Origin of the sequence: Streptomyces sp. PCS3-D2, assembly GCF_000612545.2 — a bacterium.
GTDB lineage: Bacteria > Actinomycetota > Actinomycetes > Streptomycetales > Streptomycetaceae > Streptomyces.
Window position 1 is genome coordinate 6,440,001 of record NZ_CP097800.1, and the last position, 26,478, is coordinate 6,466,478.

A 26,478-nucleotide genomic window follows, 5' to 3' on the forward strand; every position below is an offset into this window, starting at 1 on the left:
TCCGAATAGGGCGTTTGAGTTGCACGCTCTAGACCCGAAGCGGAGTGATCTAGCCATGGGCAGGTTGAAGCGGAGGTAAGACTTCGTGGAGGACCGAACCCACCAGGGTTGAAAACCTGGGGGATGACCTGTGGTTAGGGGTGAAAGGCCAATCAAACTCCGTGATAGCTGGTTCTCCCCGAAATGCATTTAGGTGCAGCGTCGTGTGTTTCTTGCCGGAGGTAGAGCACTGGATAGGCGATGGGCCCTACCGGGTTACTGACCTTAGCCAAACTCCGAATGCCGGTAAGTGAGAGCACGGCAGTGAGACTGTGGGGGATAAGCTCCATGGTCGAGAGGGAAACAGCCCAGAGCATCGACTAAGGCCCCTAAGCGTACGCTAAGTGGGAAAGGATGTGGAGTCGCAGAGACAACCAGGAGGTTGGCTTAGAAGCAGCCACCCTTGAAAGAGTGCGTAATAGCTCACTGGTCAAGTGATTCCGCGCCGACAATGTAGCGGGGCTCAAGCGTACCGCCGAAGTCGTGTCATTGCAGCAATACTCCCAACGGAGGCTGTGATGGGTAGGGGAGCGTCGTGTGCCGGGTGAAGCAGCAGCGGAAGCTAGTTGTGGACGGTTCACGAGTGAGAATGCAGGCATGAGTAGCGATACACACGTGAGAAACGTGTGCGCCGATTGACTAAGGGTTCCTGGGTCAAGCTGATCTGCCCAGGGTAAGTCGGGACCTAAGGCGAGGCCGACAGGCGTAGTCGATGGACAACCGGTTGATATTCCGGTACCCGCTTTGAAACGCCCAATATCGAATCAGGCGATGCTAAGTCCGTGAAGCCGTTCCGGACCCTTCGGGGAATGGAAAGTGGTGGAGCCGACGAACCAGACTTGTAGTAGGTAAGCGATGGGGTGACGCAGGAAGGTAGTCCAGCCCGGGCGGTGGTTGTCCCGGGGTAAGGGTGTAGGCCGAGGGGTAGGTAAATCCGTCCCTCATGAAGGTTGAGACCTGATGCCGAGCCGATTGTGGCGAAGTGGATGATCCTATGCTGTCGAGAAAAGCCTCTAGCGAGTTTCATGGCGGCCCGTACCCTAAACCGACTCAGGTGGTCAGGTAGAGAATACCGAGGCGTTCGGGTGAACTATGGTTAAGGAACTCGGCAAAATGCCCCCGTAACTTCGGGAGAAGGGGGGCCATTCCTGGTGATGAGTCTTGCACTCTGAGCTGGGGGTGGCCGCAGAGACCAGCGAGAAGCGACTGTTTACTAAAAACACAGGTCCGTGCGAAGCCGTAAGGCGATGTATACGGACTGACGCCTGCCCGGTGCTGGAACGTTAAGGGGACCGGTTAGTGACCTTTCGGGGTTGCGAAGCTGAGAACTTAAGCGCCAGTAAACGGCGGTGGTAACTATAACCATCCTAAGGTAGCGAAATTCCTTGTCGGGTAAGTTCCGACCTGCACGAATGGCGTAACGACTTCTCGACTGTCTCAACCATAGGCCCGGTGAAATTGCACTACGAGTAAAGATGCTCGTTTCGCGCAGCAGGACGGAAAGACCCCGGGACCTTTACTACAGTTTGATATTGGTGTTCGGTTCGGCTTGTGTAGGATAGGTGGGAGACTTTGAAGCATCAACGCCAGTTGGTGTGGAGTCGCCGTTGAAATACCACTCTGGTCGTGCTGGATGTCTAACCTCGGTCCGTGATCCGGATCAGGGACAGTGTCTGATGGGTAGTTTAACTGGGGCGGTTGCCTCCCAAAGGGTAACGGAGGCGCCCAAAGGTTCCCTCAGCCTGGTTGGCAATCAGGTGTTGAGTGTAAGTGCACAAGGGAGCTTGACTGTGAGACCGACGGGTCGAGCAGGGACGAAAGTCGGGACTAGTGATCCGGCGGTGGCTTGTGGAAGCGCCGTCGCTCAACGGATAAAAGGTACCCCGGGGATAACAGGCTGATCTTCCCCAAGAGTCCATATCGACGGGATGGTTTGGCACCTCGATGTCGGCTCGTCGCATCCTGGGGCTGGAGTCGGTCCCAAGGGTTGGGCTGTTCGCCCATTAAAGCGGTACGCGAGCTGGGTTTAGAACGTCGTGAGACAGTTCGGTCCCTATCCGCTGTGCGCGTAGGAATATTGAGAAGGGCTGTCCCTAGTACGAGAGGACCGGGACGGACGAACCTCTGGTGTGCCAGTTGTCCTGCCAAGGGCATGGCTGGTTGGCTACGTTCGGGAGGGATAACCGCTGAAAGCATCTAAGCGGGAAGCCTGCTTCAAGATGAGTATTCCCACCTCCTTGAGAGGGTAAGGCTCCCAGTAGACGACTGGGTTGATAGGCCAGATGTGGAGGCCCGGTAACGGGTGGAGCTGACTGGTACTAATAGGCCGAGGGCTTGTCCTCAGTTGCTCGCGTCCACTGTGTTAGTTCTGAAATAACGAACGGCTGTGATGACATGCCAGCGTTCTAAATTTCATAGTGTTTCGGTGGTCATAGCGTTAGGGAAACGCCCGGTTACATTCCGAACCCGGAAGCTAAGCCTTTCAGCGCCGATGGTACTGCAGGGGGGACCCTGTGGGAGAGTAGGACGCCGCCGAACAATTTTTGTGGGGAAGCCCCGTACCTTCTGGTACGGGGCTTTTCCGCGTTCCAGACACCATCGTCGCCTCCTGTAGGGTCAGGGGGCATCGAACGACCGTTTTCTACCGTCACAGTGGAGGCCCCCGGGTGGAGGTCCAGGAGACTCGGGTTCAGACTGACCGAATTTTCACCATTCCCAACATCCTGAGCATGGCCCGCCTGGCCGGCGTGCCCCTGTTCCTGTGGCTGATCCTCGCGGAGTACGACGGGTGGGCGCTGGCCGTCCTCATGCTCAGTGGAGTCAGCGACTATCTCGACGGGAAGCTCGCCCGGCGCTGGAACCAGATCAGCAAGCTCGGCCGGCTGCTGGATCCCGCCGCGGACCGCCTCTACATCCTGTCGACGCTGTTCGGTCTGACCTATCGCGAGATCCTGCCACTGTGGCTCACCGGAGCGCTCCTCGCACGTGAGCTGATGTTGCTGGTCATGGTGTGGATCCTGCGCCGCCACGGATATCCGCCGCCGCAGGTCAACTTCCTCGGCAAGGCCGCGACCTTCAACCTGATGTACGCCTTCCCGCTGCTCCTGCTCAGTGACGGAAGCGGCTGGTTGGCCTGGTTGGCCTCAGTTTTCGGATGGGCGTTCGCGGGATGGGGTACAACCCTCTATTGGTGGGCAGGAATCCTTTACGTGGTTCAAGTCCGCCGTCTGGTGAAGGCTGACGCCACGGCCGATTGAGCCCGTCCGACGCCGGATGACGCGGAGGAGTCGCGAAGTCACCGAACGAGGCGGGTGAGAGTCGGCACGACTGTCATCTCTCAAGGAGGACTCTTCCGACATGAAGGCCGTCGTGATGGCCGGTGGCGAGGGCACACGCCTTCGTCCCATGACCTCGAGCATGCCCAAGCCGCTCCTGCCGGTGGCGAACCGCCCGATCATGGAGCACGTACTCAGGCTGCTCAAGCGGCACGGGCTCAGCGAGACCGTGGTCACCGTGCAGTTCCTGGCCTCGCTCGTCAAGAACTACTTCGGGGACGGCGAAGAGCTCGGGATGGAGCTCACCTATGCCAACGAGGAAAAGCCACTCGGGACCGCCGGCAGTGTGAAGAACGCCGAGGAGGCCTTGAAGGATGACGCCTTCGTCGTCATTTCCGGCGATGCGCTGACCGACTTCGACCTCACCGACCTGATCCGCTTCCACAAGGAGAAGGGCGCACTGGTCACGGTCTGCCTCACCCGGGTGCCGAACCCGCTGGAATTCGGCATCACGATCGTGGACGAGGAAGGCAAGGTCGAGCGCTTCCTGGAGAAGCCGACCTGGGGCCAGGTGTTCTCGGACACCGTGAACACCGGCATCTACGTCATGGAGCCCGAGGTCTTCGACTACGTCGAGGCCGATGTCTCGGTCGACTGGTCCAGCGACGTCTTCCCCCAGCTGATGAAGGAAGGCCGGCCGATCTACGGCTACGTGGCCGAGGGCTACTGGGAGGACGTGGGCACGCACGAGAGCTACGTCAAGGCGCAGGCCGACGTGCTCGAGGGCAAGGTCGAGGTCGAGATGGACGGCTTCGAGATCTCGCCCGGCGTGTGGGTCGCCGAAGGAGCCGAGGTCAGCCCGGAGGCCGTGCTGCGCGGACCGCTCTACATCGGGGACTACGCAAAGATCGAAGCCGGTGTGGAGATCCGTGAGCACACCGTCATCGGGTCGAACGTCGTTGTCAAGAGCGGTGCCTTCCTGCACCGGGCCGTCGTTCACGACAACGTGTACATCGGGCCCCACAGCAACCTCCGTGGCTGCGTGATCGGCAAGAACACCGACATCATGCGCGCGGCACGGATCGAGGACGGCGCCGTCATCGGCGACGAGTGCCTCGTCGGTGAGGAATCGATCGTCCAGGGGAACGTACGCGTCTACCCCTTCAAGACGATCGAAGCCGGTGCCTTCGTCAACACGTCCGTCATCTGGGAGTCACGTGGACAGGCCCACCTCTTCGGCGCGCGCGGTGTCTCCGGGATCCTGAACGTCGAGATCACCCCCGAGCTGGTGGTCCGCCTCGCCGGTGCCTACGCCACCACGCTGAAGAAGGGCGCGATCGTCACCACGGCCCGCGACCACTCCCGTGGCGCCCGAGCGCTCAAACGGGCCGTGATCTCGGCACTCCAGGCCAGCGCGATCAACGTACGCGACCTGGAGAACGTACCGCTGCCCGTGGCCCGGCAGCAGACCGCGCGAGGCAGCGCCGGCGGGATCGTCCTGCGGACCTCCCCCGGAGTACCGGACTCCGTCGACATCATGTTCCTCGACGAACGGGGAGCGGACCTCTCGCTCCAGCAGCAGCGCAAGCTGGACCGCGTGTACGCGCGCCAGGAGTACCGGCGGGCGTTCCCCGGCGAGATCGGCGACCTGCAGTTCCCGGGCAGCGTCTTCGACGGCTACACGGGCTCGCTGCTGCGGCGGGTGGACACCACCGGGATCGCCGACGCCGGACTCAAGGTGGTCGTCGACGCCACCAACGGCAGCGCCGGACTCGTCATGCCGAGCCTCCTCGGCCGGCTCGGGGTGGACGCCCTGACGATCAACCCCGGTCTCGACGAGTCCAGGCCGACGGAGAGTGCCGAATCCCGGCGGGCGGGCCTGGTGAGACTGGGCGAGATCGTGGCCTCGGCGCGGGCGGCCTTCGGCGTACGGTTCGATCCGGTGGGCGAGCGCATCTCGCTCGTGGACGAGCGAGGGCGGATCATCGAGGACGACCGGGCGCTGCTGGTCATGCTCGACCTGGTGGCCGCCGAGAAGCGCAGCGGCAAGGTCGCGCTGCCGGTGACCACGACGCGGGTCGCCGAGCAGGTGGCGGCCTACCACGGAACACAGGTGGAGTGGACGACGACCTCGCCCGACGACCTGACCCGCGTCGGGCGGGCCGAGAACACGATCTTCGGCGGAGACGGCCGGGGCGGCTTCATCGTTCCGGAGTTCAGCAGCGTCTTCGACGGCTCGGCGGCGTTCGTGCAACTGCTCGGCCTGGTGGCGCGCACCCAGCTCACACTGAGCCAGATCGACGCCCGGATCCCGCGGGCGCACGTACTCAAGCGGGACGTGCCGACGCCGTGGGCGGTGAAGGGGCTCGTCATGCGACGGGTCGTGGAAGCGGCCGGAGACCGGCAGGTGGACACCACCGACGGGGTGCGGGTGGTGGAGGCCGACGGACGGTGGGCGCTGGTGCTGCCGGACCCGGCGGAGGCCGTGACGCACCTGTGGGCCGAAGGCCCCGACGACGCCTCCGCGCAGGCGCTGCTCGAAGAATGGGCGGGCGTGGTGGACGGCGCCGGGCACTGAGCGCCCGGCGGTCGATGACCTGGACGGAAGTCCGGTGGGCGGGGGTGGGAGGCCCGGTCCTGCCCACCGGACGGACGCATTGGGTGTGTGCGGCGCCGACATGCGACGATGTGCGGCATGTCGCAGCCGCCCCCCCACCGGACTCCGGCGTCCCCTGCGCCTGCGCGCCCCGACGCCTCCATGTCGCTGCTGACGCACGTGATGGACCACAGCCTCGACGAGGGCTACGCCGAGGCGACCGCCCGGCGCCGGGCGGACGGCACGGCCGGCCTGCCCCGCACCCTCAAGGCCAAGCTGGGGCTCGCCGCCGGACTCGTGGTCGCCGCGATGGTCGTCACGCTCGGCGCGGCCGAGGCGCGCCTTGACGCGCCAGTGCTCGCCAAGGAGCGCCAGGAGCTGATCGACCGGGTGCAGCGGGCCGACGAGCGCGCCGACGCCCTGGAACAGAACATCGACCGGCTCAGGACCGATGTCGCCGCACGTCAGCGTGCGGCCCTCAAACAGCCCGGCGGGAGCCAGGGCGAGCTCGTCTCCCAGCTGGCCGGCGCCACCGAGGTCCGCGGGCCGGGGATCAGACTGGTGGTGGACGACGCCAAGGGCTCCTCCACGGGCGGCGGCGGGAAGCCTCGCGAGAGCAGCGGATTCTCCGACACCGGCCGGGTCCGCGACCGTGACATGCAGAAGATCGTCAACGGACTGTGGCAGTCCGGTGCGGAGGCGGTCTCCATCAACGGGCAGCGGCTGACGGAGCTGTCGGCGATCAGGGCCGCGGGCGACGCCATACTGGTCGACAACCGGCCGCTGGTACCGCCGTACGAAGTACTGGCGGTGGGGGACAAGCAGCGACTCGGCCCGGCCTTCCAGGACTCGGCGGACGGCCAGTACCTGCACGTGCTGCAGGAGAGCTACGGCATCCGCTACACCCTGTCCCCAGCCGACGAGCTGCGGCTTCCGGCCGCTTCGAGCCTGATCGTCCGCACAGCCACAGCAGTAGAGCAGCAGAAGGGTGCATCGTGATCGCGGTACTGGGCCTCTTGGCCGGAGTGGTGGTCGGACTTCTGGTCCGGCCCGAGGTACCGGCCGTGGTGGAGCCTTATCTGCCCATCGCCGTGGTGGCGGCCCTCGACGCGGTGTTCGGGGGTCTGCGCGCCATGCTCGACGGCATCTTCGTCGACAAGGTCTTCGTGGTGTCGTTCCTGTCGAACGTCGTCGTGGCCGCACTGATCGTCTTCCTCGGCGACAAGCTGGGCGTCGGCTCGCAGCTGTCCACCGGAGTCGTGGTCGTGCTCGGCATCCGCATCTTCTCCAACGCCGCGGCCATTCGCCGCCACGTGTTCCGGGCGTGATCGACATGAACGCGAACGACACCCCCGCCGAGGAACCGAACGTCCCGGAACGGCCTCTTCAACAGGGAAAGGCACAGGCCGAGCCGGTGCCCGAGGAGACCGGCCGGCAGCGGCTAGCGGCCGGCCTGTGGCCTCCGAGGGTCAGCCGGGCCCAACTGATCGTTGCGCTGCTGCTGTTCGTCCTCGGACTGGGTCTGGCCATCCAGGTCCGGTCGAACAGCGACTCCAGCGCGCTGCGCGGGGCGCGGCAGGAGGACCTGGTACGCATCCTCGACGAGCTGGACGGGCGGACCAAGCGGTTGGAGGACGAGAAGCAGCGACTGGAAGACCAGCGCCGGGAGCTGGAGAGCAGCTCCAACCAGGCGGAGGAGGCCCGCAGGCAGACCGCGGAGAAGGAGCGTCAACTCGGCATCCTGGCCGGTACGGTGGCAGCCCAGGGGCCGGGCATCACACTCAGGATCAGCGATCCCACCGGCCAGGTGCGGCCCGACCAGCTGCTGGACACGCTCCAGGAGCTGCGGGCCGCCGGGGCCGAGGCTATCCAGATCAACGGGGTGCGCATCGTGGCAGGCTCGTACTTCTCGGACGAGAACGGTGGGGTCGGGATCGACGGCAAGAAGATCACACAACCCTATGAGTTCAAGGTGATCGGGAAGCCCCAGGATCTGGAGCCGGCGCTCAACATCCCGGGCGGTGTCGTCCAGACGCTGGAGAAGGAGCAGGCCACGGTCGCCGTCACACGGTCGGCGAAGATCGTTGTGGACGCCTTGCGGGCTGCGAAGCAGCCTGACTACGCTCGGTCGTCATCGGGGTGAAGGTGGAGCGGAGTGGAAGGTGGAGCGGCTCACGCAGGCTGATGCCTGCGGGGGGTCGCCGCACCGAAGTTGCGGTGCGTGGTGGAAACTGTCTGGTGGTTACGGACGTTGTGAGAATGTCCGGGTCGGCAGGTGTCTGCATGCGGAGTTCGTCCTGCCCCACGGGCGGGTCTGTTTCAGTCAAGGGGAATCGCCCGTGAAGTTGTTTGAGAAGTTGTTCGGCAAGAAGAACCGCGAGGAGAGCGGCGCGGCCAGGCACCGCGCCGGGGGCGCGGAAGGGCAGGGTGACCGGCCGCTGTTCCGCGACGAGGTCGCCGGCGCGGGCGAAGTTCCGGGTGCCCCCGGCGCGTCGTCTGTTGACCCTGCCGGTACCGGCCGCATAGGTTTCGGTGAACCATCAACCTCAAGTGCGGGTGGAGGGTTTGCCCCCGACCCGTACGCCACCAATGCCTCCGCGGGGCAGCCGCGGCGCGAGGAGCCGTCCATGTCGGCCGAGCAGGTTTGCAGCAGGTGCGGACACCGCAGCGATGCGGCCAGCCGGTTCTGCTCCAACTGCGGAGCGCCGCTGCGGGCGGGCCTGACGCCGGAGCGCGCTTCGGAGACCACGTCCACCATCTCGATCTCCGGCCTCGAGGCCTACGAGGCCGAGGTGTCGGGACAGACGCACGTGTCGTCCTCGCTGTCCCCCGAGGCCCAGGCCGCGGTGGAGGCGTTGCCGCCCGGTTCCGCCCTGCTCATCGTGCGGCGCGGACCCAACTCCGGCAGCCGCTTCCTGCTGGACGGCGAACTGACGACGGCCGGCCGGCACCCGCAGAGCGACATCTTCCTGGACGACGTCACCGTCTCCCGGCGGCACGTCGAGTTCCGCAGGAGTCAGGACGGCGGCTTCACCGTGGCCGATGTCGGCAGCCTCAACGGCACGTACGTCAACCGTGAACCCATCGACTCCGTCGCCCTGCACAACGGCGACGAGGTGCAGATCGGCAAGTACCGGCTGGTCTTCTACGCGAGCCTGCGGGGCGTCTGACCCTCCCCCGGACCCGGTCCGGGGGCACCCGAGGGAAGGTCCCATGCTGCGCAATCCGACAGGCGGCGCCGGGAACGGCACCGCCGGCTCGGCCGGGCGGCTGGTGAGCATCGGCACGGTGCTCACCACGCTGCGTGACGAGTTCCCCGAAGTCACGATCTCGAAGATCCGTTTCCTGGAGGCGGAGGGGCTGGTCGAACCCCGGCGTACACCTTCCGGGTACCGCAAGTTCAGCACGGAGGACGTGGAGCGCCTCGCCCGCATCCTGCGCCTGCAGCGTGATCACTACCTGCCGCTGAAAGTCATCCGCGAGCAGCTCGACGCCCTTGCCCGCGGGGAGCAGGTCCGCATCCCGGCACCGGCGGCGCACGGCGACTGCGCCGATCCGTCGGACCCCGCCGCCCTGTACGGCGAGACGGGGCAGGAGGAGCCTCCCGCCGCCCGGGTGGGGCGGGCCGAGCTCCTGGAGGCCGTCAGCGTGGACGAGGAGCAGCTCGTCGAGTGGGAGTCGTACGGGCTCCTCGCCGAGGCGCCGGGCGGCGGGTTCGACGCCGACGCGCTCACCGTGGCCCGGCTCGTGGCCGACCTGGGGCGTTTCGGCCTGGAGCCGCGCCACCTGCGCGCGATGAAGGCGGCCGCCGACCGGGAGGCGGGGCTGGTGGAGCAGGTCGTCGCACCCTTGCGCCGACACCGCAACCCGCAGACCAGGGCCCACGCACAGGCCACGGTGAAAGAGCTCGCGGGGCTCTCCGTACGGCTGCACGAGGCCTTGGTGCAGACGGCCCTCGGGGTCCGGTTGCGCTGAGCGCGGCGGCCGAGGTGGAGCCCCGACTACCCAAACCTGCCGGGCAGGTCCTAGGGTTGCTGTGTGAACGAGCTCGACGTTGTGGGTGTCCGGGTGGAAATGCCCTCCAACCAACCGATCGTGCTCCTGCGTGAAGTGGGAGGCGACCGGTACCTCCCCATCTGGATCGGTCCGGGGGAGGCGACGGCCATTGCCTTCGCCCAGCAGGGTATGGCCCCTGCCCGGCCGCTGACGCACGACCTGTTCAAGGACGTGCTGGAGGCGGTCGGCGAGGAGCTCACCGAGGTCCGGATCACGGATCTGCGGGAGGGCGTCTTCTACGCGGAGCTCGTCTTCGCCAGCGGGGTCGAGGTGAGCGCGCGGCCTTCCGACGCCATAGCCCTCGCCCTGCGGACGGGGACACCGATCTACGGCAGTGACGGCGTGCTGGACGACGCCGGAATCGCCATTCCGGACGAGCAGGAGGACGAGGTGGAGAAGTTCCGCGAGTTCCTCGACCAGATCTCGCCCGAGGACTTCGGTACCGGCCAACAGTGAGTCGCCGCCGCGTCCTCCACGCCGGGCCATCACCCCATTCGAGTAGCCTTTCCCCGCAATCGGATACGGGAAACCACTCTCAGGGTGATTATCACTCGGCGTGCCGAGTGTGGCGATCGTTGACGCACCCCTGGTGACTGCCTACCTTCGAGGTGGGCAGGTCAAGGACGGAGGGTCGGCGTGAGGATCACGGGCGACGGTACGACCGGGGGCACCCCCGTACGGAGTGGCACCGGGCCGTACCCGCTGCACGGTGGTGCGGCCGGACCCGCGCGCCGCCAGCCGGAGTCGACGCCGGTCGGTTCGCTGGACGGCGACCCGGCGCCCGAGCAGGTCGGCTACCGCGGACCCACGGCGTGCGCCGCGGCCGGCATCACCTACCGGCAGCTCGACTACTGGGCGCGCACCGGGCTGGTGGAGCCCAGCGTGCGGGCCGCCTACGGCTCCGGAACGCAGCGCCTCTACAGCTTCCGCGACGTCGTGGTACTCAAGATCGTCAAGCGTTTCCTGGACACCGGTGTGGCGCTGCAGAACATCCGCACGGCGGTGCAGCACCTGCACGACCGGGACCTCGCCGACCTTGAGCGGATGACGCTGATGAGCGACGGCGCCACGGTGTACGAGTGCACCTCGCCGGACCAGGTCGTGAGTCTCCTCCAGGGTGGGCAGGGCGTCTTCGGCATCGCCGTGGGGGTGGTGTGGCGCGACGTGCGCAACGCCCTGTCACAGCTGCACGGGGAGCGGGTGGACACCGGCGAGACCCTGGTCCGGCACCACCCGGCGGACGAGCTGGCCGCCCGTCGCAACCGAGCCGGCTGAGCCGGCCTGCCCGGGGCCGCGGGAATGTCAGTGGCGTAGGGCAGCATCGGTGCCGTGAGAGCCGCCCCGACCATCCTGCATCTGGACATGGACGCCTTCTACGCCTCCGTCGAGCAGGCGTCGAAGCCGAGCCTGCGCGGCAAGGCCGTCATCGTCGGAGGGCTCGGACCGCGGGGGGTCGTCGCCACCGCCTCCTACGAGGCCCGACGGTTCGGGGTGCATTCGGCGATGCCGACGGCGCAGGCCAGGCGGCTCTGCCCGAACGGCGCCTACCTGATCCCGCGGTTCACGCTCTACCGGCAGGTCAGCGACGTGGTCATGGCCATGCTGCGGGAACTGTCGCCGCTGGTGGAGCCGCTCAGCCTGGACGAGGCCTTCGTGGACCTGGAGGCGGGCGGGGCGGCCTTCGACTCGCACTCGGCGCGGGCGACGGGCGAGCGGCTGCGGGCCGGCATCACCGCCGCCACCGGGCTCAGCGGGTCCGTGGGGCTGGCCGGGTCGAAGATGCTGGCCAAGGTCGCCTCGGAGGAGGCCAAGCCCGCGGGGCTGCTGCTGATCGAGCCCGGGACCGAGCGGGAACTGCTCGCTCCGATGCCGGTGCGGACTCTGCCGGGGGTGGGGCCGGCCACCGGGGAGCACCTGCGTCGCGCCGGGATCACCACGGTGGGGGACCTGGCGGAGGCCGGGGAGGACGAGTTGGTCCGGATGCTCGGGCGCGCGCACGGCACGGGGCTGTACCGGATGGCGCTGGGCCTGGACGACCGGCCGGTGGTCGCGGAGCGGGACGCCAAGTCGGTGTCGGTCGAGGACACCTTCGACGTGGATCTGCACGACCGGGTGCGGATCCGGGGCGAGGTGCAGCGACTCGCCGACCGGTGCGTGCAGCGGCTGCGGGGCTCCGGGCACTCGGGGCGCACGATCGTGCTCAAGGTGCGGCGCTACGACTTCTCCACGCTGACGCGGTCCGAGACGCTGCGCGGCCCCACGGACGACGCGGCGGTGGTGCGGGAGGCCGCCGCGCGGCTGCTGGAGGCGGTGGACACCACGGGAGGCGTGCGGTTGCTGGGGGTGGGGGTGACCGGCCTGGCGGACTACACGCAGGAGGACCTCTTCGCCCAGTCGCTCGCGGCCGAGCCTCAGGTGGCGGCCGAGGTGGACGGTACGGGCGGTGCGGCCGGGGGAACCGAGCCGGAGGCCGCCGGAGGGGACGAGAAGCCACAGGAGGGGCCGCCGGCGCCCGCGGAGCAGCAAGAGGCTCCCGAGCGCCGCTGGGCGGCCGGGAGCGACGTACGCCACGTGCTGTACGGGCCGGGGTGGGTCCAGGGCAGCGGGGTGGGGCGGGTCACCGTCCGGTTCGAACAGCCCGGATCGGAGCCCGGCCGGGTGCGGACCTTCCGGGTGGACGACCCGGATCTGGCGCCGTCCGACCCGTTGCCGCTGGTGGGGGAGGCCGCGTAGGGCGGCGCAGGGGCGCGGGTCAGCCCTCGTCGCCCGCCAGCCGGCCGAAGTCGCGGTCGACGTCGGACGGGAGGGCCGTGTCCAGGCCGTAGTGGTGATAGAGCTGGAGTTCCTGCTCGGGGGAGAGGTGGCGGCCGACGCCGAAATCCGGTGCGTCCCTGATGAGGGAGCGTTCGAAGGGCACCCGCAGGGTCTCGCCGACCATCTCGCTCGGCTCCAGCGGCACGAAGGCGTCCCGGCCGAAGAAGCCGGTGCGGACGGCGGCCCATTCCGGGACACCCGTGGCATCGTCGAGGTAGACCTCGTCGATGGTGCCGATCTTGGCACCGTTGCGGTCGAACGCCTTGCGGCCGATCAGGCTGCGCGGATCGATGTCGGTCTGCACGGTCCCTCCAAATGGTCGCAACTGTCGCAACTGCTCCCTAGTGACTACAGAAGGGCATTTCCGCAGCGGAGGCCACTCGGGGAGCCTCTTGAACCCCGCTGGTAGGCTGGGTGACGGCTGTCGACCCTGTGCGGGAGAGTCCTCCGAGTGAGCAAGACGGAGGCGCCGAAGGAGCAAATCCTCCCCGGAATCTCTCAGGCATACGTACCGCACGGACGAGGCCACTCTGGAAAGCAGGGCGGGTGCCGGGCGCGCAGTGCCGGTCCCCCTCCTCACCGACGGTGAAAGCCGGAGCTCTCGGGAGACCCCCGTGAGATCCGGTGAAACTCTCAGGTGCAGATGACAGAGGGGGAGGCCGTCCGGGTGCCCGCGCCGTGGTGCCCCTCGCAGGTCATATGACCAGGAGGCCTCCGTACATGACCGCCAACCGCATTCCGCTCTCCCAGCTGGAGCGAGGCATCCCCTTCGAACAGCGCCACATCGGCCCGGATGCCGAGGCGCAGGCGAAGATGCTCGCCCAGGTGGGCTACGGCTCCCTGGACGAACTGACCGCCGCCGCGGTGCCGGATGTGATCAAGACCGCCGACGCGCTCGACCTCCCCGATGCGCGGACCGAGGCCGAGGTGCTCGCCGAGCTGCGCTCGCTCGCCGACCGCAACCAGGTCCTCACCCCCATGATCGGTCTCGGTTACTACGGGACCTTCACCCCGCCGGTGATCCTCCGCAACGTCATGGAGAACCCGGCCTGGTACACGGCGTACACGCCCTACCAGCCGGAGATCTCGCAGGGCCGCCTTGAGGCCCTCCTGAACTTCCAGACCGTTGTCGCCGACCTCACCGGCCTGCCGACCTCGGGCGCCTCGCTGCTCGACGAGGGCACCGCGGCCGCCGAGGCCATGACCCTGGCCCGCCGCGTGGGCAAGGTCAAGGGCAACGTCTTCCTCGTCGACGCCGACGCCCTGCCGCAGACCATCGCCGTCATCGAGACCCGCGCCGAGCCGATCGGCATCGAGGTCGTCGTCGCCGACCTCTCCGACGGCATCCCCGCCGAGATCGCCGAGCGCGGCGTCTACGGCGTCCTGCTCCAGTACCCGGGTGCCTCCGGCGCCGTCCGGGAGATCAAGCCGGTCATCGACCAGGCGCACGAGCTCGGCGCCATCGTCACCGTCTCGGCCGACCTGCTCGCCCTGACCCTCCTGACGTCCCCGGGCGCCCTCGGAGCCGACATCGCCGTGGGCACCACCCAGCGCTTCGGTGTCCCGATGGGCTTCGGCGGACCGCACGCCGGCTACATGGCCGTCCAGGACAAGCACGCCCGTTCGCTGCCCGGCCGCCTCGTCGGCGTCTCGGTGGACGCGGACGGCAACAAGGCCTACCGCCTGGCCCTGCAGACCCGCGAGCAGCACATCCGCCGCGAGAAGGCCACCAGCAACATCTGCACCGCGCAGGTGCTGCTCGCCGTCATGGCCGGCATGTACGCCGTCTACCACGGCCCGGACGGCCTGCGGACCATCGCCCGCCGCACCCACCGCTACGCGGCGCTGCTCGCCGCCGGTCTGCGGGCCGGCGGAGTCGAGACCGTACACGGCGCCTACTTCGACACGATCACCGTCCGTGTGCCGGGCCGCGCGGCCGAGGTCGTCGCGGCCGCCCGGGAGGGCGGGGTCAACCTGCACCGGGTCGACGCCGACCTCGTCTCGATCAGCTGTGACGAGACCACGCTGCGCGCCGACATCGAGGCCGTCTGGGCCGCCTTCGGCGTCACCGCCGACATCGAGGCGCTCGACGAGGCCACGGCTGACACCCTGCCCGAGGGCCTGTTGCGCTCGGACGCGTACCTGACGCACCCGGTCTTTCACCAGCACCGGTCTGAGACCGCGATGCTGCGCTACCTGCGCAGGCTCTCGGACAAGGACTACGCGCTGGACCGCGGCATGATCCCGCTGGGCTCCTGCACCATGAAGCTCAACGCGACCACCGAGATGGAGCCGGTGACCTGGCCCGAGTTCGGCCAGCTGCACCCCTTCGCGCCGGTGGAGCAGGCCGAGGGGTACCTCACGCTCATCAACGAGCTGGAGGAACGTCTCTGCGAGGTCACCGGCTACGACAAGGTCTCCATCCAGCCGAACGCCGGCTCCCAGGGCGAGCTCGCCGGTCTGCTGGCCGTACGCGCCTACCACCGGGCCAACGGCGACGAGCAGCGCACCATCTGCCTCATCCCGTCCTCCGCGCACGGCACCAACGCCGCCAGCGCCGTGATGGCCGGCATGAAGGTCGTCGTCGTCAAGACGGCCGACGACGGTGAGGTGGACGCGGACGACCTGCGTGCCAAGATCGAGCAGCACCGTGACGAGCTCGCCGTGCTGATGATCACCTACCCCTCCACGCACGGTGTGTTCGAGGAGCACGTCGCCGACATCTGCGCCCAGGTGCACGAGGCCGGCGGCCAGGTCTACGTCGACGGCGCCAATCTGAACGCCCTGGTCGGCCTGGCCAAGCCGGGTCACTTCGGTGGCGACGTCTCGCACCTGAACCTGCACAAGACCTTCTGCATCCCGCACGGCGGCGGCGGTCCGGGCGTCGGCCCGGTCGGCGTCCGGGCGCACCTGGCGCCGTACCTGCCGAACCACCCGCTGCAGCCGACGGCCGGCCCGGAGACGGGCGTCGGCCCGATCTCGGCCGCGCCGTGGGGATCGGCCGGCATCCTGCCGATCTCCTGGTCGTACGTGCGCCTCATGGGCGGCGAGGGCCTCAAGCGCGCCACCCAGGTCGCGGTGCTCGGCGCCAACTACATCGCCAAGCGCCTGGAGCCGCACTACCCCGTGCTCTACACCGGCCCGGGCAACCTGGTCGCGCACGAGTGCATCATCGACCTGCGCCCGCTGTCGAAGGCCACGGGCGTCAGCGTGGACGACATCGCCAAGCGCCTGATCGACTACGGCTTCCACGCGCCGACGATGTCCTTCCCGGTCGCCGGAACGCTCATGATCGAGCCGACGGAGTCCGAGGACCTCGCCGAGATCGACCGTTTCTGCGACGCGATGATCGCCATCCGCGGCGAGATCGAGCGGGTCGCGGGCGGCGAGTGGCCTGCGGACGACAACCCGCTGGCCAACGCCCCGCACACGGCGGCTTCGCTGGGCGGCGAGTGGAACCACCCGTACACCCGGGACGAGGCCGTCTTCCCGGGCGGCGTCACGGCCGCCGAGAAGTACTGGCCGCCGGTGCGCCGCATCGACGGTGCCTTCGGCGACCGCAACCTCGTGTGCTCCTGCCCGCCGCTGGACGAGTACGACAACTGAGGCGCCCCCGCCTCTGAGGCCGTCGCACGACATGGTGAAGGGGCCGGCCCCGGGAGACTCTCCCGGGGCCGGCCCCTTCACCGTCCTGCGTCCTCGCCTACGCCGCCGCGAGCGGGCGGTGCGGGGCGATGATCTGCCCGTCCGGCAGCAGCTCACCGGTGTCCTCGAAGAGCAGGACGCCGTTGCACAGCAGGCTCCAGCCCTGTTCCGGATGGTTGGCCACCGGGCGCGCGGCCTCCCGGTCGGCGGATTCGGCAGACGGGCAGGCTGGCTGGTGCTGGCACATGGATGCGTTCTTTCGCTGCGGTGTGGTCTGAGTGCTACGGCTCGATACCTGGTTCATGGCCGTCCCCCTGGGTCATCCCCGCAGCCGCGGGGCGCTTGCCATCAGTGTTCCCCCACGACAGCTGCTTCGCAGGGATTTCCCGGCAGCTGTCCTCATGGATTGATGACGCATCACTCGTGCGGGCGGTTCAGGCCAACTCCCCTGTCATTTCGGATGGTTCACGGGTGGCCCGGGTGGACTAGGCCGAATGGGTCCATCGGGTCAGGCGGCGGGCGCGGCCAGCGAGGGAGGGGCCGGCGCCGTCGCCGGCGTGAGCCGGTGGGTCAGCACCGGCAGCAGTTCGGAGACCGGATGCGGTCGGTACGCGGCGATGCCGGGCGGGGCCGGGGCCAGCGGCACCAGCAGGTCCTCGCCGGCGGGCAGCCCGGCAGCGGGGTCCGCGCCCACCGCCCCGTGCAGCCAGAGCGTCAGCATGTAGAGCTCCGGTACGGAGAGCAGCCGGGGCTGGTAGCCGGTGGTGAGCAGCTCGGCCTGGCGCAGGGCGCGCTCGGTGGCGCAGACGTAGGGGCCTTCGAAGAAGTGGGAGAAGGCCCAGCCGTCGGGTGTCAGTCGGGTGTCCGCCGCCGCGACGTGCCGGTCCCCGCTGCGGATCAGGAACCGCCACCCGACGAGCCGTGTGCGGGGCGGCCGGCCGACGGACGCCAGGTCCGAGAGGTTCAGCCGGTCCATGACGTGGACCGGAAGGGGGAGCTCGGCGGTCAGCGGCCCCTGGACGGCGCGCAGGGACGGAGTGTGCGCCTCGTTGACGGCGGTGGGGGAACCGAGTGCCGTGAGGATGCTGCGCAGGGCGGGTGCGGGAGCCGGGGGGACATGCAGCGGCATGGTGGGTCGCCTCTCACTTGGGAGACCTGTGGAAACGGGGCAGGTGCGGGACGGCGCTGTCGCATTCTGGGGCCAGAGGGGGGGCCGAGGGGCAATGGCCGCGCGCCAACTCTCTGCCTCGTTTGCGGAGTTTATACGACATGTGTTCACGCAGTGTTTCGGCTAGCTGTCCCGCCTATTGCCGACAAGGCGCTTACCGGTCCCACTGACATGGCATTCATGCCGGATGTGCGCGCACATGTCGCGCTGACCTCGGAGGTTACCGGAAAGGGGCTCGGCTGGAAAGCGCCTGTTTTCAGGAACGGGCAAGTGCCACGATGAACTTGCACAATTCCGCTTGCCAGGTGAATGTGCCGAAGCGCCCTTCGGCCAACCCGGCGCGCGCTCCTCGCCACGCACGCCCCCTCCGCGTTATGGATCACGATGCCGGGGCATCATCGACCGTAACGCGCGCCTGGGTGCCCCGGACCAGGCCCACTCGAGGAGGGACGCTTCGATGGGGGAGAAGGTCGTGGCGGGAGGGTTCGACCTGTCCGATCGGCAGCGGTATCGAAGGAAACTCCACGAGTGTCTGGAGGGACTGGAGCGACTTCTGGCGGAGAAGAGGTTCGATCGCCCGAAGAACATGATGGGGCTGGAGATCGAGCTGAATCTCGCGGGAACCGACGGATTGCCGCGCATGGTGAATGCCCAGGTGTTGGAGCGGATTGCCAGCCCTGATTTCCAGACCGAACTGGGAATGTTCAACCTGGAGGTGAACGTTCTGCCGCACCGGCTCGGCGGCCGGGTATTCGACCGGCTCGCCGAGGAGCTCAGCGCGGGGCTGGGATACGCCCACCGGCAGGCCGCCGAGATCGATGCCGGAGTGGTGATGATCGGCATCCTGCCGACGATCTCCCGCACGGACCTGGTCACCGCGAACCTCTCCGCGGTGGACCGGTACTCCCTGCTGAACGAGCAGATCCTGATGATGCGCGGGGAGGACTTCACGCTCGACATAGACGGCGTCGAGCGGCTGATCTGGACCTCCGGGTCGATCGTGCCCGAGGCCGCCTGCACCTCGGTACAGCTGCACCTCCAGGTGACGCCGGCCCGGTTCGCGGCCGTGTGGAACGCGGCGCAGGCCGTGACCGCGGCGCAGATTGCCGTCGGCGCCAACTCGCCCTTCCTGTTCGGGCGGGAGCTATGGCGGGAGTCGAGGCCGCCGCTGTTCACACAGGCCACCGACACCCGGCCGCCGGAGCTCCAGGCGCAGGGGGTGCGGCCGCGCACCTGGTTCGGCGAGCGCTGGGTGGACTCGGCGTACGAGCTCTTCGCCGAGAACGTCCGCTACTTCCCCTCCCTGCTGCCGATATGCGACGAGGAGGAGCCCCTGCGGGTGCTGGCCGAAGGCGGGGTGCCGAGACTGCAGGAGCTGGTCCTGCACAACGGCACCGTCTACCGGTGGAACCGGCCCGTGTACGGGGTCGCCGACGGGGTGCCGCACCTGCGCGTGGAGAACCGGGTGTTGCCGGCCGGGCCGACGGTCACCGACGTCGTCGCCAACGCCGCCTTCTACTACGGGCTCGTCCGCACCCTCGCGGAGGAGCCGCGACCGGTGTGGACCCGGCTGCCCTTCGCCGAGGCGGAGGCGAACTTCGACGCGGCCTGCCGGTACGGGATCGACGCCCGGCTGCGGTGGCCGCGCCGGGGGCGGGCCGGAGGCCTGGTCAGCGTGCCCGCGGTACGGCTGGTCCTGGACGAGCTGCTGCCGATGGCAGCGGCGGGCCTGGACGCCTGGGGCATCGAGCCCAGCGACCGGGACCACTACCTCGGCATCATCGAGGAGCGCTGCCGGCGGCGGGTCAACGGCGCGACATGGCAGGTGGACACCTACCACCGGGCCCTCGCGACGGGGCTGGGCCGGGAAGAGGCACTGGCCGCGACCACCCGGCGCTACAGCGAGCTCATGCACAAGGGCGACCCCGTGCACACCTGGCCCGTCGGGCTGGCGGAGGAGGTGGTCGCGGCGGTTCCCGTCGTGAGCTGAGGCGCCCCGCCGCGCCCGGACACCTCCCGTGCCCGCCCTCGGTGATCCCCCCGCCCGACCGACGGGGCAGTATGGGGGCATCACAACGGGACGGCAGGACGGGAGTCGGGCGTGCGGGCGGAGCCGGAGCCGGTGTTCGTGGAGCTGGGCGAGGACGGGCGGCGGGACCTCCTGCGTACCGAGACCCTGCTCGTCCTGGCGCTTTCGCTGGGCGCCAGCGGGGTCTCGGCGCTGATCAGTTTCATCGGTTCGCTGACCAAGCCGGGCGGTCTGAAGGACCAGGCCGCGACGCTCAACGGCTCCTACGCGCCCGGTCGGCCGTGGCTGGACCTGGCCTGGCAGCTGTTCGGGATCGCGAGCGCGCTGGTCCCCGTACTGCTGGTGGCGCACCTGCTGACCAGGGAGGGCGCGCCCGGGCTGCGGGTGCTCGGCTTCGACCGGACGCGGCCGCTGGGGGACCTGGGCCGCGGCGCGCTCGTCGCGGCCGGCATCGGAAGCGCGGGTCTGGCCTTCTACCTGGGAGCGCGGGGGGCCGGCTTCAACCTCACGGTGGTGCCGGAGGCACTCCCCGACGTGTGGTGGAAGTTTCCCGTCCTGATCCTCTCGGCGATCCAGAATGCGGTGGTGGAAGAGGTCATCGTCCTGGGCTACCTGCTGCGCCGGCTCGGGCAGCTCGGCTGGACTCCGCTGGCGGCGCTGGCCGCCAGCTCATTGCTGCGCGGCTCCTACCACCTCTACCAGGGCATCGGCGGCTTCATCGGCAACGTGGTGATGGGCGTCGTGTTCGTGCTGGCCTACCGCCGCTGGGGGCGGATCGGGCCGCTGGTCGCCGCGCACGCGCTCCTCGACATCGTGGCCTTCGGCGGGTACGCCCTGCTCGCGGGGAAGGTGGGCTGGCTGCCGACGCCGTGACACGGCGCCGCACCCGATCGGCCCCGCAGGGCGGGGCCCCCGGCCGCGACGGTGCGACGCTGGGGGAGTGAGGAGGCGCGTGCGGTGGCTGTCATGGACTCGCTGGTGTCGTTCGCCCCGTTCCTCGTGCCCGTGATCAGTGGCCTCGTCGGCGGGGCCAGCCTCCTCATCCGGGACCGCCGCGAGGCGCGCAGCGCCGACCACAAGTACCGCAGACGGCTGGAGAAGGCCCAGCTGGAGATCCAGTTCATCACCGGCTGGATCCAGGCCAAGCAACTGGCCCCGTCGGACGGCCCCGATCCCGAGCCGGAGCCGGGGCGCTGGCTGGACGACTGCTACGCGTCGGTGCGGCGTGCCCAGGCCGAAGCGGGCGGGCGCCGCCGTTCCGGGCCGGTGTCGCTGCGGCGCCTGTTGCTGCTGGGCGAACTGGCGGGACCGGCCCGGAGCATGCGCGTCGCCTACTGGATCTGCCTCGCCCTGTTCAACCTGGCGCTCGCGTGGTGGGTGAACGCGCTCGTCTCGGGTGTGCCGGGCTTCCTGTACGAGGAGGGTGTCCCGGAGTCCGAGCAGGTCGGCTCCTACCTCCTGACGGCGTTGGTCCTCTTCGTGGTGTCGGCCGTCCTGTGGCTGTGGACGGTGCATCTGGGCGCGGCCGAGCCGGGGCAGGTCTACCGCAAGCGCATCGACTCGGGTGCCTGGGCGGAGACCGAGCGCAAGCGGCGCGACGCGACGCGCGCGAAAGCCGGCGCCAGGGTGCGCCCGGAGGCGGGCGCGGGTGCGAAGCCGGCGGACGCGGAGCGGGGCGGGTCATCCGGCGGGTCCTCCGGATGACCCGCCCCGCGGGCCGTGACCCACGGCCCGTGTCCGTGCCGCTTCCCGGGGCGGTCACGGGGCGATGAGGAGCTCCCCGTCCAGGACCGTGACCGCGTGGCCGGTCAGCAGGGTGCGGTCGCCCGCGAGAGTCACCCGAACAAGCCCCTGTCGGGCTCCGCCCTGGAGGCCGGTCAGCCCGGTGCGGCCCAGGCGCCGCGCCCAGAACGGGGCGAGTGCGGTGTGGGCGCTGCCCGTGACCGGGTCCTCGTCGATCCCGAAGGCCGGGAAGAAGCCCCGGGAGACGAAGTCGTACCCGCGGGAGGGGTCCTCGGCGGCGGCGGTGACGATCACACCCCGCTTGGCGAAGGCGCGCAGGGCGGCGTGGTCCGGCTCCAGCTCGCGGACGGTCTTCTCGTCGGCAAGCTCGACGAGGAGGTCGCCGACGTGCGCGGCGGTGTCGTGGACGGAGAGGACCGGTGCGCCGCCGAGCGCGTGCTCCACGGCGGGCGGCGTCGGGACCGCGGTCAGCGACGACGTCGGGAAGTCCATCGTGATCGTGCCGTCCGCGGCGGTCTCGGCGGTGAGGGCTCCGCATCGGGCGGAGAAGCGGATCAGTCCCCCGGCGAGTCCGCCGGTGGCCAGTACGTGCGCGGTGGCGAGGGTGGCGTGGCCGCACATGTCGACCTCGGCGGCCGGGGTGAACCACCGCAACGCCCAGTCGGCGTCCCCACCGGGCGGCAGCGGGTGGGCGAAGGCGGTCTCGGAGAGGTTCACCTCGGAGGCCACCTGCTGGAGCCAGGCGTCCGGGGGGAAGCCGCCCTCGTCCAGGAGCAGGACTCCGGCGGGGTTGCCGTGGAAGGGGCGGTCGGTGAAGGCGTCGACGATTCGGATGCGCATGGGCCGACGTTAGGACGGTTTCCCGATGGTCGACAAAGGCCAATCCGGGATGACTGGTCTCCCACCCGGGTTGCTCGGCGAAGCGGTTCGGCGGGGCGGTTCGGCGAGCAGTTTCCGATATATCGTTGACGGATCGCGATCGCTCATCGATAGTAGAGGCACCGGATAACCGGTGAAGTGGACACGACGTGGCGAGAGGAGTGCGGGCATGCATGCACACGGACAGCACGAGCACGGGCGGGGGCACGGCCACTGCGGGCCGGACCGTCGGGAGGGTTTCCAGGGATTCCGTGCGGCCTTCGGCCCGTTCGGGCCGCCCTTCGGTGCGGGCCCCTTCGGTGGCCGCGGCGGTCGCGGGGGGTCGCGGGGGAGGGCTCGGCGCGGTGACGTGCGCGCCTCGATCCTGGCCCTGCTCGCCGACCGGTCCATGCACGGTTACGAGATGATCCAGGAGATCGGCGAGCGCAGCGGCGGGGTGTGGAAGCCCAGCCCGGGCTCGGTCTACCCGACCTTGAGCCTGCTGGAGGACGAGGGGCTCATCAGGAGTGAGAGCGAGGGCGGCAAGAAGCTGTTCACGCTCACCGAGGCCGGTCGCGCCGAGGCCGAGTCGGGGCCGGACGCGCCGTGGGAGGACGCGGGGAGGGGCTTCGATTTCGAGGCGATGCACGAGGTCCGGCAGGCCGGAGCGGGCGTGATGGAGGCCTTCGGGCAGGTCTTCAGGACCGGCACGCCCGAGCAGCGGGAGAAGGCGCTCGCGGTGCTGGGTGACGCCCGCAGGAAGCTCTACCTCATCCTGGCCGACGAGCACTGAGTGCGCCCGCCCGCGTGCGTACGGCGGCATGCGGGCGGGCGGGCGGGAGCGGGGCGATGTGGGCGTGGGGTCAGGCGACCAGGCCGGCGAGCTTGCGCAGCGACTCGTTCAGGGCGGCGGTGGCCGAGTCCTTCAGCTTGCCCGCCATCAGAGAGACGGCGGCACCGGTGAACTCGCCGTCGATGCGCACCGTGGTGGCTCCACCGTCCGGGGTCAGGGTGTAGCGGGTCAGGACGGCGACGCCCATCGGGCCCTTGCCGGTGATGGCGAAGAGGCGCTGGTCCTCCAGCTCGGAGACGGTCCAGAGGACTTCGGCCGGGAAGCCCATCATCTTCATGTTCTCGGCGAAGGTGGATCCGACGGCCAGTGTCTGCGGACCGCCCTGCGGGAAGTCGGTGTGGGTCATGCTCCACTGTCCGTACGCGTCCCAGTCCGTCAGCTGGGACCAGAGCTTCGCGGCGGACGCCTCGATGCGTGATTCCGCGGTGACTTCGGCCATGCGGCCACCCCTTCTCGTCGGGTACGTGCGCGGAAGGTAACCTCGGCGACCGGAACATTCAATACTGACGAACCGTCAGATGTGTCGGATCCGCCGGAATCCGGCGGTCGTGATCTCAGCTCTGTCTCAACAGGTGTCACGGCAGTGACGCTCCTGACCCGCCCTGTCATGATGACCGGATGCAAGCGTCAGGGAAGAACGCCGGACTGGGCCTCGCCCTCGTCTCGGCGTGTGCGTTCGGCGGTTCCGGAGTGGCTGCGAAGCCGCTGATAGAGGCGGGTCTGGACCCCCTCCACATGGTGTGGCTCAGAGTGGCCGGCGCGGCGCTCGTGCTGTCCCCGCTGGCTTGGCGCCACCGCAACCTCCTCCGGCGCAGGCCCGCGCTGCTCGCGGGTTTCGGTCTGGTCGCCGTCGCGGGCGTTCAGGCCTTCTACTTCGCCTCCCTGTCCCGTATCCCGGTGGGGGTGGCCCTCCTGCTGGAGTACCTGGGGCCGGCGCTGCTGCTCGGTTACATCCGCTTCGTCCAGCGCAGGCCCGTGACCCGCGGGGCCGCCGCCGGCGCGGCCGTGGCCGTCGTCGGCCTGGCCTGCGTGGTGGAGATCTGGGCCGGGCTGAGCCTGGATCTGCTCGGCGTGCTCTTCGGCCTCGCCGCCGCCTGCTGCCAGGCGTTCTACTTCGTCTTCGCCGACCAGGGCTCCGACGGCGAGGACGCTCCCGACCCGCTCGGAGTGATCGCCTACGGCATGCTCGTCGGCGCCCTGGTGATGACGGTGATCGCCCGACCGTGGGAGATCGACTGGCAGGTGCTGGGCGGGGAGGCGTCCGTCGGCGGGACGATGGTGCCGGCGCCTGCGTTGCTCGGCTGGGTCGTGCTCGTCGCGACCGTCTTCGCGTACGTGACCGGAGTGGTCTCGGTCCGCAGGCTCTCTCCCCAGATCGCGGGTGTGGTGGCCTTCCTGGAGGCCGTGGTGGCCACCGTGCTGGCCTGGGTCCTGCTCGGCGAGCACCTGTCGACCTGGCAGATCGTCGGTGGCGCCCTGGTGCTGGGCGGCGCCTTCATCGCGCAGTCCTCCCGGCCGGCCCCGCAGCCCGCCGCCGAACCGCACCCGGTGGACCGGGAACCCACGAGAGCCTAGGCTGACGCCCATGCATGCGACCGTGCTTCCGCCTCCCGCGTTCTAGCGGGCGGCGCCTCCACGATGACGGCCCGGCCCGGGGAGCACCCGGGCGGGTCGGTGCTGCCCGCGAAGCGATGACCCGAACCACTCATCCTTCACGCACGCGCGGAGAACACACGTGTCGAACCACTCGCCCGCCGCCGGGCGCAGTCTGCTGTACCTCGTCGTCGCCGGAGCCGCCTGGGGCACCGCCGGGGCGGCCGCCTCCCTCCTCTTCCTGGGCAGTGACCTCGGTCCGCTCGCCCTGTCGTTCTGGCGGTGCGCGGGCGGGCTCGTCGTCCTGCTCGGAGTGCTCGCCCTGCGCCGGGCGCGCCCCGGGCGAGGGCGGGCCCGGCCGTCCGCGGGCGAGCCCTCGGTGGGCTCACTCGTCGTGACCGGGCTGCTGTTCACCCTTTTCCAGGCCGCCTACTTCGCCGCCGTGCGCGAGACCGGGTTGGCCGTCGGCACCGTGGTCACCCTCGGCGCCGGGCCCGTGCTCATCGCGCTCGGCGCCCGCTCCTGGATGGGTGAGCGTCTGGGCCGCGGCGGCACGGTCGCCGTCGTGGGGGCGCTCGCCGGACTCGCCGTCCTGGTCCTGGGCGGCGGCGGCGCCGAGGTACGCCCGCGGGGTGTCGGGTGGGCGCTCGTGTCGGCCGCCGGGTACGCCGCGATGACCCTGCGGGCCCGCCGGCTCGGGCGCCGCGGGGCGGCCGGGGACCCGCTGGTGACCACCGCCTGGTCCGTCGCGGTGGGCGCGGTGTGCCTGCTCCCGCTCGCCGCCGCCGAGGGGCTGCTGCCGCACACCGCGGACCTGGGGCGGGTGCTGTGGCTACTGCTGTACGTCGCCACCGTGCCGACGGCGCTGGCGTACGCGCTCTACTTCACGGGTGCCGCCGCCGTCCGTGCCGCGACCGTGTCAGTGATCATGCTGATCGAACCGGTCAGCGCGGCGGCGATCGCCGTCCTCGTCCTCGGGGAGCGACTGACCGGCGCCGTCGTGCTGGGCACCGCACTGCTGCTGGCGGCGGTCGGCGCGTTGATCGTGGCGGAGTCCCGCCGTCCGGCGGGCGGGCCCGCCGGACCCGCCGCCGTGCGGCCGGCTCCTCAGAGCGCGGTGAGATAGTCCGGGACGGCGATGCCGGGGTCCAGGTCCGGGGCGGGCACGGGCGTCCCGTAGGTCGCGCCGACCGGGACCACGCCCGCCCAGTACGGCAGGCCCAGGTCCTCGGCGTCGTCGTTCGACGATCCCGTGCGGAGCTTCGCGGACACCTCGTCCAGGTCCACCCGGATCACCGCGGTGGCGGCGAGCTCCTTGGCGTCGGCCGGGCGCACGTCGCCGGAACGGCCCGGGGCGACGGCGTCGATCATGGCGTTCAGCGCCGTTCGGCACTCCGCCTCGTCCGTCACCTGGCGGGCGGTTCCGTGGACGACCACCGAGCGGTAGTTGAGCGAGTGGTGGAAGGCCGAGCGGGCCAGCACCAGGCCGTCGACGTGGGTGACGGTGACGCAGACGGGCAGCCCCGGGTCGGTCCGGCCGGCCGCCAGCAGCGGGCGGGAACCGGTGGAGCCGTGCAGGTAGAGCGACTCCCCGACCCGGGCGAACAGGGTCGGCAGCACCACCGGCGCGCCGTCGCGGACGTAGCCGAGGTGGCAGATGTAGGCCTCGTCGAGTATCGAGTGCACCGTCTCGCGGTCGTAGCGGGCCCGGTCGCGGGAGCGGGTGGGGACGGTGCGGTCGGTGGGCTCGTACGCACCGGGCGTCCCGGTGCTCTCCGTCGGCTGCGCGGCAGGCGTGGCGGTCATGGC

General features: G+C 69.6%; 23 protein-coding genes, 2 rRNA genes and 1 riboswitch (1 of these 26 cut by a window edge). Of the genes, 19 read left to right on the plus strand and 6 right to left on the minus strand.

Features of this window, described 5'->3' with window-relative positions:
- From AW27_RS28865 to AW27_RS28920, 12 genes are all read left to right on the plus strand, one after another.
- Window positions 1-2,381: ribosomal RNA gene (locus AW27_RS28865) — 23S ribosomal RNA — on the plus strand; it begins 738 nt to the left of the window's first position.
- Window positions 2,382-2,460: 79 nt separating this feature from the next.
- A 5S ribosomal RNA gene (rrf, locus tag AW27_RS28870) occupies window positions 2,461-2,577 on the plus strand.
- A gap of 128 nt (window positions 2,578-2,705) precedes the next feature.
- Window positions 2,706-3,296, plus strand: coding sequence for a cardiolipin synthase ClsA (gene clsA, locus AW27_RS28875; RefSeq protein ID WP_031149849.1), 591 nt, complete (start codon window positions 2,706-2,708; stop codon window positions 3,294-3,296).
- Between the two features lie 100 nt (window positions 3,297-3,396).
- Window positions 3,397-5,892, plus strand: coding sequence for a mannose-1-phosphate guanyltransferase (locus AW27_RS28880; RefSeq protein WP_037929301.1), 2,496 nt, complete (start codon window positions 3,397-3,399; stop codon window positions 5,890-5,892).
- Between the two features lie 108 nt (window positions 5,893-6,000).
- The gene (locus AW27_RS28885; protein ID WP_078557092.1) at window positions 6,001-6,909 is read left to right on the plus strand and encodes a DUF881 domain-containing protein; all 909 of its coding nucleotides are present in this window, start codon (window positions 6,001-6,003) and stop codon (window positions 6,907-6,909) included.
- Window positions 6,906-7,238, plus strand: coding sequence for a small basic family protein (locus AW27_RS28890; RefSeq protein WP_007262894.1), 333 nt, complete (start codon window positions 6,906-6,908; stop codon window positions 7,236-7,238). The genes AW27_RS28885 and AW27_RS28890 overlap by 4 nt, the downstream gene beginning before the upstream one ends.
- 5 nt (window positions 7,239-7,243) lie before the next feature.
- Entirely contained in the window at window positions 7,244-8,053 is an 810-nt protein-coding gene (locus tag AW27_RS28895; RefSeq protein WP_037929501.1) for a DUF881 domain-containing protein, read from the plus strand.
- Between the two features lie 88 nt (window positions 8,054-8,141).
- Window positions 8,142-9,080: an FHA domain-containing protein gene (locus AW27_RS28900; RefSeq protein ID WP_201773420.1), complete on the plus strand. Its 939-nt coding sequence runs from the start codon at window positions 8,142-8,144 to the stop codon at window positions 9,078-9,080.
- 43 nt (window positions 9,081-9,123) lie between these two features.
- Window positions 9,124-9,885, plus strand: coding sequence for a transcriptional regulator FtsR (gene ftsR, locus AW27_RS28905; RefSeq protein WP_037929293.1), 762 nt, complete (start codon window positions 9,124-9,126; stop codon window positions 9,883-9,885).
- A 63-nt stretch (window positions 9,886-9,948) separates the two neighbouring features.
- The gene (locus tag AW27_RS28910; RefSeq protein WP_037929290.1) at window positions 9,949-10,422 is read left to right on the plus strand and encodes a bifunctional nuclease family protein; all 474 of its coding nucleotides are present in this window, start codon (window positions 9,949-9,951) and stop codon (window positions 10,420-10,422) included.
- 180 nt (window positions 10,423-10,602) lie between these two features.
- Window positions 10,603-11,241, plus strand: a complete 639-nt coding sequence (locus AW27_RS28915; protein ID WP_037929288.1) for a MerR family transcriptional regulator — start codon at window positions 10,603-10,605, stop codon at window positions 11,239-11,241.
- A 54-nt stretch (window positions 11,242-11,295) separates the two neighbouring features.
- Window positions 11,296-12,699, plus strand: coding sequence for a DNA polymerase IV (locus tag AW27_RS28920; RefSeq protein WP_037929273.1), 1,404 nt, complete (start codon window positions 11,296-11,298; stop codon window positions 12,697-12,699).
- Between the two features lie 19 nt (window positions 12,700-12,718).
- Here AW27_RS28920 and AW27_RS28925 read toward each other — a convergent pair whose 3' ends face one another.
- Complete coding sequence (locus tag AW27_RS28925; RefSeq protein WP_037929267.1) at window positions 12,719-13,084, minus strand: PRC-barrel domain-containing protein; 366 nt, start codon at window positions 13,082-13,084, stop codon at window positions 12,719-12,721.
- Window positions 13,085-13,205: 121 nt separating this feature from the next.
- A riboswitch (glycine riboswitch) is annotated at window positions 13,206-13,304 on the plus strand.
- A 196-nt stretch (window positions 13,305-13,500) separates the two neighbouring features.
- Here AW27_RS28925 and gcvP point away from each other — a divergent pair.
- Window positions 13,501-16,386 (plus strand): aminomethyl-transferring glycine dehydrogenase, encoded by a 2,886-nt coding sequence (gene gcvP / locus AW27_RS28930; protein WP_037929264.1) that lies wholly within the window; start codon window positions 13,501-13,503, stop codon window positions 16,384-16,386.
- Between the two features lie 97 nt (window positions 16,387-16,483).
- On the opposite strand, the gene AW27_RS28935 is transcribed toward gcvP, so the two are convergent.
- Window positions 16,484-16,672, minus strand: a complete 189-nt coding sequence (locus tag AW27_RS28935) for a DUF5999 family protein (protein ID WP_030009772.1) — start codon at window positions 16,670-16,672, stop codon at window positions 16,484-16,486.
- A 261-nt stretch (window positions 16,673-16,933) separates the two neighbouring features.
- Window positions 16,934-17,554, minus strand: coding sequence for a hypothetical protein (locus AW27_RS28940; protein ID WP_037929261.1), 621 nt, complete (start codon window positions 17,552-17,554; stop codon window positions 16,934-16,936).
- Between the two features lie 496 nt (window positions 17,555-18,050).
- Between AW27_RS28940 and AW27_RS28945 the strand changes: the two genes are divergently transcribed.
- From AW27_RS28945 to AW27_RS28955, 3 genes are all read left to right on the plus strand, one after another.
- Entirely contained in the window at window positions 18,051-19,583 is a 1,533-nt protein-coding gene (locus AW27_RS28945; protein ID WP_037929259.1) for a glutamate-cysteine ligase family protein, read from the plus strand.
- Window positions 19,584-19,694: 111 nt separating this feature from the next.
- Complete coding sequence (locus tag AW27_RS28950; RefSeq protein WP_078557083.1) at window positions 19,695-20,495, plus strand: CPBP family intramembrane glutamic endopeptidase; 801 nt, start codon at window positions 19,695-19,697, stop codon at window positions 20,493-20,495.
- 84 nt (window positions 20,496-20,579) lie between these two features.
- Complete coding sequence (locus AW27_RS28955; RefSeq protein WP_157840319.1) at window positions 20,580-21,326, plus strand: hypothetical protein; 747 nt, start codon at window positions 20,580-20,582, stop codon at window positions 21,324-21,326.
- Between the two features lie 54 nt (window positions 21,327-21,380).
- Here AW27_RS28955 and AW27_RS28960 read toward each other — a convergent pair whose 3' ends face one another.
- Window positions 21,381-22,205: a PhzF family phenazine biosynthesis protein gene (locus AW27_RS28960; RefSeq protein ID WP_037929254.1), complete on the minus strand. Its 825-nt coding sequence runs from the start codon at window positions 22,203-22,205 to the stop codon at window positions 21,381-21,383.
- A gap of 208 nt (window positions 22,206-22,413) precedes the next feature.
- On the opposite strand from AW27_RS28960, the gene AW27_RS28965 reads away from it, so the two are divergent.
- A complete protein-coding gene (locus tag AW27_RS28965; protein WP_078557081.1) occupies window positions 22,414-23,016 on the plus strand; it encodes a PadR family transcriptional regulator in 603 nt (200 codons plus the stop codon).
- Window positions 23,017-23,086: 70 nt separating this feature from the next.
- On the opposite strand, the gene AW27_RS28970 is transcribed toward AW27_RS28965, so the two are convergent.
- Entirely contained in the window at window positions 23,087-23,515 is a 429-nt protein-coding gene (locus tag AW27_RS28970; protein ID WP_037929248.1) for a type II toxin-antitoxin system Rv0910 family toxin, read from the minus strand.
- A 179-nt stretch (window positions 23,516-23,694) separates the two neighbouring features.
- Between AW27_RS28970 and AW27_RS28975 the strand changes: the two genes are divergently transcribed.
- Both AW27_RS28975 and AW27_RS28980 read left to right on the plus strand, forming a co-directional pair.
- The gene (locus tag AW27_RS28975) at window positions 23,695-24,651 is read left to right on the plus strand and encodes an EamA family transporter (RefSeq protein WP_052031321.1); all 957 of its coding nucleotides are present in this window, start codon (window positions 23,695-23,697) and stop codon (window positions 24,649-24,651) included.
- Between the two features lie 160 nt (window positions 24,652-24,811).
- A complete protein-coding gene (locus tag AW27_RS28980; protein WP_037929245.1) occupies window positions 24,812-25,795 on the plus strand; it encodes a DMT family transporter in 984 nt (327 codons plus the stop codon).
- Here AW27_RS28980 and AW27_RS28985 read toward each other — a convergent pair.
- Window positions 25,777-26,475 (minus strand): pyridoxamine 5'-phosphate oxidase family protein, encoded by a 699-nt coding sequence (locus AW27_RS28985; protein ID WP_037929244.1) that lies wholly within the window; start codon window positions 26,473-26,475, stop codon window positions 25,777-25,779. The genes AW27_RS28980 and AW27_RS28985 overlap by 19 nt on opposite strands.
- Between the last annotated feature and the right edge of the window lie 3 nt (window positions 26,476-26,478).

Excerpts from the sequence above, each read along its gene's own strand:
- AW27_RS28880 (WP_037929301.1), top strand. The coding sequence starts at position 3,397 with ATGAAGGCCGTCGTGATGGCCGGTGGCGAGGGCACACGCCTTCGTCCC.
- AW27_RS28885 (WP_078557092.1), top strand. The coding sequence starts at position 6,001 with ATGTGCGGCATGTCGCAGCCGCCCCCCCACCGGACTCCGGCGTCCCCT.
- AW27_RS28895 (WP_037929501.1), top strand. The coding sequence starts at position 7,244 with ATGAACGCGAACGACACCCCCGCCGAGGAACCGAACGTCCCGGAACGG.
- ftsR (WP_037929293.1), top strand. The coding sequence starts at position 9,124 with ATGCTGCGCAATCCGACAGGCGGCGCCGGGAACGGCACCGCCGGCTCG.
- gcvP (WP_037929264.1), top strand. The coding sequence starts at position 13,501 with ATGACCGCCAACCGCATTCCGCTCTCCCAGCTGGAGCGAGGCATCCCC.
- AW27_RS28935 (WP_030009772.1), bottom strand. The coding sequence starts at position 16,672 with ATGTGCCAGCACCAGCCAGCCTGCCCGTCTGCCGAATCCGCCGACCGG.
- AW27_RS28940 (WP_037929261.1), bottom strand. The coding sequence starts at position 17,554 with ATGCCGCTGCATGTCCCCCCGGCTCCCGCACCCGCCCTGCGCAGCATC.
- AW27_RS28945 (WP_037929259.1), top strand. The coding sequence starts at position 18,051 with ATGGGGGAGAAGGTCGTGGCGGGAGGGTTCGACCTGTCCGATCGGCAG.
- AW27_RS28960 (WP_037929254.1), bottom strand. The coding sequence starts at position 22,205 with ATGCGCATCCGAATCGTCGACGCCTTCACCGACCGCCCCTTCCACGGC.
- AW27_RS28965 (WP_078557081.1), top strand. The coding sequence starts at position 22,414 with ATGCATGCACACGGACAGCACGAGCACGGGCGGGGGCACGGCCACTGC.
- AW27_RS28970 (WP_037929248.1), bottom strand. The coding sequence starts at position 23,515 with ATGGCCGAAGTCACCGCGGAATCACGCATCGAGGCGTCCGCCGCGAAG.
- AW27_RS28975 (WP_052031321.1), top strand. The coding sequence starts at position 23,695 with ATGCAAGCGTCAGGGAAGAACGCCGGACTGGGCCTCGCCCTCGTCTCG.
- AW27_RS28985 (WP_037929244.1), bottom strand. The coding sequence starts at position 26,475 with ATGACCGCCACGCCTGCCGCGCAGCCGACGGAGAGCACCGGGACGCCC.